This is a genomic window from Ruminococcus sp. AM43-6 (genome assembly GCF_003461785.1).
GTDB lineage: Bacteria > Bacillota > Clostridia > Oscillospirales > Ruminococcaceae > Hominimerdicola > Hominimerdicola aceti.
In genome coordinates, this window is sequence record NZ_QTXU01000056.1 from 1 (window position 1) to 5413 (window position 5413).

Annotated in this window: 7 protein-coding genes and 1 pseudogene; all 8 read right to left on the reverse strand. The window is 44.3% G+C overall.

The annotated features are described in order from the left end of the window. Positions 1-57: 57 nt before the first annotated feature. Positions 58-636, reverse strand: a pseudogene (locus DW938_RS14085) (DNA adenine methylase); the annotation flags it as partial. A 124-nt stretch (positions 637-760) separates the two neighbouring features. After that, the gene (locus DW938_RS14090; RefSeq protein WP_118125534.1) at positions 761-958 is read right to left on the reverse strand and encodes a hypothetical protein; all 198 of its coding nucleotides are present in this window, start codon (positions 956-958) and stop codon (positions 761-763) included. Continuing rightward, on the reverse strand, positions 958-1785 hold the full coding sequence (locus tag DW938_RS14095) for an LPD28 domain-containing protein (protein ID WP_147342408.1): 828 nt from the start codon (positions 1783-1785) through the stop codon (positions 958-960). Before DW938_RS14095 ends, DW938_RS14090 begins: the two co-directional genes overlap by 1 nt. Positions 1786-1840: 55 nt before the next feature. Beyond that, complete coding sequence (locus DW938_RS14895) at positions 1841-1981, reverse strand: hypothetical protein (RefSeq protein WP_181984468.1); 141 nt, start codon at positions 1979-1981, stop codon at positions 1841-1843. Beyond that, a complete protein-coding gene (locus DW938_RS14100; protein ID WP_118125538.1) occupies positions 1982-2551 on the reverse strand; it encodes a hypothetical protein in 570 nt (189 codons plus the stop codon). Then, complete coding sequence (locus DW938_RS14105; RefSeq protein ID WP_118125540.1) at positions 2551-3333, reverse strand: phage antirepressor KilAC domain-containing protein; 783 nt, start codon at positions 3331-3333, stop codon at positions 2551-2553. Before DW938_RS14105 ends, DW938_RS14100 begins: the two co-directional genes overlap by 1 nt. Next, positions 3330-4598, reverse strand: coding sequence for a DNA (cytosine-5-)-methyltransferase (gene dcm, locus DW938_RS14110; protein ID WP_118125542.1), 1269 nt, complete (start codon positions 4596-4598; stop codon positions 3330-3332). Before dcm ends, DW938_RS14105 begins: the two co-directional genes overlap by 4 nt. Before the next feature lie 58 nt (positions 4599-4656). Beyond that, complete coding sequence (locus tag DW938_RS14115; RefSeq protein ID WP_118125544.1) at positions 4657-4980, reverse strand: DUF4314 domain-containing protein; 324 nt, start codon at positions 4978-4980, stop codon at positions 4657-4659. Positions 4981-5413 lie beyond the last annotated feature (433 nt).

Here is a 5413-nt window from a genome sequence, read left to right on the forward strand (position 1 = left end):
TTGTTTTTATTATACTTTGATTGTTTTGTATGTGTCAAGTTTTATTATACAGGATTATAATCTGATATGATCCTTTGCCGTAAATCCCACGTCCTTGTAGTAGCTTTCGGTTGCAAAGTAGGGCGGATCGCAGTAAAAATAACTGACGGGACGGTCATACTGCTTAATCAACTTTTCAAAATCCTTGTTTTCTATTATGACCTTTTGCAGTCGGCGTGCCGCAAGGTCTATCATCGGAAAGTCCGTCCATATTGAGTGCGGCTGACTTGCAAAGCTGTCAAGACCGGATGCATAGCTGTAACGTATAAGCTGATAAAACTTAGCCGCTCTGTCCACATCACAGAGCTTTGAAAAGATACCACGCTTATGAAGTGAAGCGATACGGTCGAAATCTTCCCTTGAATTGAGGACATACCTCAGCTTGTATTTCAGCTTATTCGGCTTATCTCTTACGCAGCGATACAGATTAGACAGATTTCCGTTAAAGTCGTTCCAGACCTCGAAATCCATACCCGGCGGCTTATGGAACAGAACCCAGCCTGCTCCGCCGAACACCTCGATATATCGCTCATAGTAGGGCGGAAACCTCGCAAGCACAGCGTCACGCAGATTTTTCTTTCCCCCTACCCATGACATAAAACTGTTCATTAAATTCCTTTCCGGCATTTATACCAATGACAGAAAGAAAGTCGCTTTGCTTAAAACAGAAATTTTCTGTCATTGGCAAAACGACCTTGTCTATTTATTCATTTGTTTTGTTTCAGCCCTTGATTATGGGGTCAACGCAGCTGAATATGATGCGTTTCTGTTCGAGGTAGCCGTCTGTTTTGTTGACTTCATTGCACAGCTCCTTGTACTGTTTTTCCGAAAGCACCGGCTTTGTTGCTCTCAGCATTGCAGGGATATTACCCATACAGAACTTGAAGTCAACTTTGGCTTTAACTCTGTTTGTGTGCATTACTTCATCTCCATTTCCAAATCCTCGGTTTGTGACTGCTCAGGATCATATTCCCAAAACTCATACAGCGACATTATCTCTCCTTTAAAATCCGGAGAAGTGTCGTCGGTAAATGAGATATATCCCTGCTCACCCAGGTCTATCGGTTCTCTTGTGACCACCGAGCCTGCGTGATTTACAGCAGTGTGCTTTTCTATCGAAACAAATTCTCCCTCATCTCCATGCCTGATATGGTAACAATGCATACCCTTCGGAATGTCTGCGTCTGTTATCCTGTCATTGGTGAAAAGTGCAGGCTGACCGAAAAGCTCTATCAGCTCATACTCGTCATCACCTTCAATATTGATATATTCTGTTTCGCTTGCGTTCAAATACAGTCCGCAATCTTCTTCCAGCTGAATATCCATAACTCTCGCTGCAAATTCAAGTCTATCCTTCTGGCTTTCGGGATAGTATTCTTCGATCCGCTCACTGTCATAATATACACGCCTGCCGCAGTTCATGCCGATATCCTCGTCAGCCCATTCGTGTTCAAGCTTCACGTCGGGGAACATCTTTGCAAGCTTTTCAAGGATAGGGTGTGGAGCAGACCATGCGGTCAGAAATCTTATCTCCTTTTCCTTGCTGTAATCGGTATCGGGGTCAAACCCATATGCGTTCCATTTCGTACCCCAGTTGGCAACAGACCAGTCGTACCAGTTATTCTTGCTATACAGCTCCCATTCTTTCGGACCTAAATTGCCTTTGAAAATGTTATCCGGCATGGGTATTATCTTTTCAAAGTCAATGGTGCCGATACCGGTTTCATCATTTTTGATCTTTTCCATGATACTCCCGATCCTATCGGCATCACCTTTAATTTCTATTCGGTTTGTGATATGGTTAGGCATTTTCATTCCCCTTTCTACAGAGATTTCTCAGCCTGCAGGTTTCTTTCTTCAGAAAATACGCAGAAGCTCCAAGCGAGCCTATGGCAGCTCCTAAAATGCCGCCTATCAGCATTCCCATGAATAAATACGTCATTTACATCATCTCCATTTCAAAATCTTCATCTTCGGTCTGTTCATCATCGACCGAAGTGATCTCCACATATTCGTCAATAATGCTCAGCGCTTCAACATAGCTTTCGGAAGATGTGATACGTTTGCACATTTCCTTTGCTTCATCAACCATGCCGTTTCTTTTCAAAGTTTTTGAGGCTATCCCCATAAGATTAAAGATATTGCCGTCCTGACCTATCAGCGGACATTTCGGCTTCTGCGGTTCTGTTAAAAACCCGCCCAGCTTGTTTTCCACATAGTCAGATAGCCATGTGCTTCCGTAATCCGCTCTGGTCTGAATTCGCCATATTGCAAGCTTACCGATGTCAAGCTGAATGTTTTCAAACGGAAACAGCAGGCAGGTAAGTTCTTCATTTTCAAAGGTATACACCTTTTCAAATCTGCTTCCATTCTGCAATATTCCGCTTTCCGTCAGCATATCGTTTATGCCGTTCACCCATTCCTTCAAATCACCGCCGCAGCCTTGCAGGACAAGTCCATCTTTATCGGTCATTTTTCTCAGTTCGTCTATTGAGATATTTGTTATCTCCATTACTGCAAGCACTCCTTTCCGTAATACTTTTTCAGCAGTCCGATTATGAACACCTGACCCTTTCCCGTTACAAGCGTCTGCTGATAGATCTTTTTCAGACCGTCCACCTCGAACACCGACTCTTTGACCGCAAAATATCCACGGTCAATATACTGCTGATAGGGCAGGTTGTTTGACATAAGCACGCCCATTCTTTTAAGCCTGTCAAACAGTCTGTTTCTGCCCACAGGGATATTTTCCTCTCTTGCAAGCTTTGCCATTGCGTTCATGTCGATGAGGTTGTTGGTATTAGCCACCTGATTTGCAAACTCAACCAGCGGTTTATCATGACGGATACGCTCGTTCAGCTGATTTATTGCAATCATCTGCAGACGGAAAAGATTACGGTATGCATCATCGAGGAAGGGCAGATAGTTGTCGACAAACATATCTTCGTTTGCGACATAGCCGCCTGTTCTGCGGATGGTGGGGAGGATCTCTGATGTTACCCAACGCTTAAACTCTTTGGCTCTTGGCATCTTGCTTGAGAGTATGAGGCTGTATAGTCCGCTTTCGTTGATTATTGTTGGATGCTGCACTCTGCCCATGGGGTCACGAATTGTTACCCCATCGCCTTGATACTTATCTTCCTCGTCAACGTGATCGGATAATGCCTTTTTCGTATTTCTGTACTCCAGAATCTCGGCAACATCCTTTCCCACAAACCAATGCTCGCCGTCCTTGATGATCGTTCTTACTCTGCCAAACTCCTCATTCTCAAAAATCTTTATCACATTACTCATGCGTTTTCTCCTTTTTCCGTTTCTAAAATTATTCTTGCAACCGCCTCCACAACATTTGTGGTTACTGCGTTGCCTGCCTGTTTGTACAGTTGGGCATCTGACATTCCCACAGCCTTGACCTTGTTAAACTGCTCATCGGTAAAGCCCTGCAGTCTCCAGCACTCCAACGGCATAAGCTTTCGTATATATCCGCAGTAAACAACGCCGTGCCTGTCCGTTACCGTTATTGTAAACATAGGCTCGTTTGGAAGCTTGAATCTTCGTCCCTGCTGTCTTACTTCTTCCTTTGCAGGGGTAAGCACGGCTATGGGTTCGGTTACGAGAATCACTCCGGACTTTTCGCCCTTATGATGACCTATGCCGCTGTCCTGCCTTGCTGTTATGCACCTTGCAAGCTCTGTGACCTTCGGTTCGGGATTCATATCTATTCCCAATGCGTAATACCCCTGATTACAGCTTGTCGTGAGCGTATGTGCTATCTCTTTTCCTACTCTCCCTCGCCTTGAATTGAGATTGGGATATGCAAGGTCTATACTGTCGCCGGGCAAGGCGGTCTGATAGCCTGTTTTTGTTTTGACCTTAATGGGCAGTCCCATTATCTCATACAGTCCTGTCTTTCCGCCGAAGCCTCCTGCCTGGCTTGTCAGCGTTATGCTCAGTCCTTCGACCGAGTAGACTCGGTTTCCTTCCTTTCCGGGAATTCTTTGGACAAGAGTTTTTGGATTTGCGTCCGTGAAAGACAATATTTTTCCGGAGCACTTTTCTCGATAAAATCCGACAATATACACTCTCTTTCGGGATTGGGCGACTCCAAAATTTGCGCTGTTAAGCACCTGCCATGCGACATCGTACCCCAGTTCATCCAGCGTACTGAGGATGGCAGCAAACGTCCTGCCGCTGTCATGCGATAGCAAGCCGGGAACGTTTTCAAGGAGCAGAAACTTAGGTTTCTTAACGGCGGCAATTCGGGCAATTTCAAAGAAGAGAGTTCCACGGGTATCGCTGAAGCCTTTTCGCTTTCCAGCGATTGAAAAGCTTTGACAAGGGAATCCTCCGCATATAAGGTCGAAATCGGGCAGTTCGTTTGGGTCGATCGTTCTTGCGTCATCATACATCACCTCGCTTTCCGTATCATACAAAGTTTCGTATGCAAGCCTTGCATACTTATCAATCTCGCAGTAACCGACACATTCAAATCCGCCTGCTTTTTCAAGACCGCTTCTGAATCCGCCGATTCCTGCAAAGATATCGAAATACTTTATCAAGCTGCACCATCTCCTTTTTTACAACAAAAAAACGGCTAAGCTTTTTTTAACTTAACCGTTACATTGACATATTCATTTCTTCGGATTCTTCATTATTCTCCTTTTCAGTGGTCTGTTCACTTTCGGTGGATTCTACCGTTTGCTCATTTATCTGCTGCTGTTCCTGTTTGACTACATGGAAATCATCCACATCGGGAATAACGCCAAGCGTTCTGCCGTTATCGAATTTGCAATGGAGAGTACCCGCATCATCCACAAACTCAATCGTACCGCAGGTTCCGCTTTCAATGGGACAGTAGTCGTCCATCGAGTCAACGCAGATCCTTGTTCCTTCGGGGTATCTCTGTCTTAGCATTTCTACTTTATTTTGGTTGTATATCATATAGCCTCCTTCTGAAAAAAATTTGCTTTTATAAATGGTATATTACCACATTGGAATCACCCCCTATTCTTTAGTGCTAACCAAAAAAGACTGTTTCGTTTAACATCACATTAATTCGTGATATTAGACAAAACAGCCTTTAAAACTTTGTGAAACTTTTTTCATAATAAGTCGGCAAGTGGGGAGCGAAATCTGCTCCAAACTTGCCGGAATGTTTGATAATATTCAATTGTCTAGGGTTCAATCCCTTCCGGTACTTAAAAATCATGAAAAATCATCTACGGTTTTCACCTTAATTTTTTCAGCGTCAGAACATGAAAAAAGCGCGTATCTACGCGCTTTTCGTGCATGACATCTATTTCATGCAAACAATGTGGCAGGGGCAGAAGGATTCGAACCCTCGGCACGCGGTTTTGGAGACCGCTGCTCTACC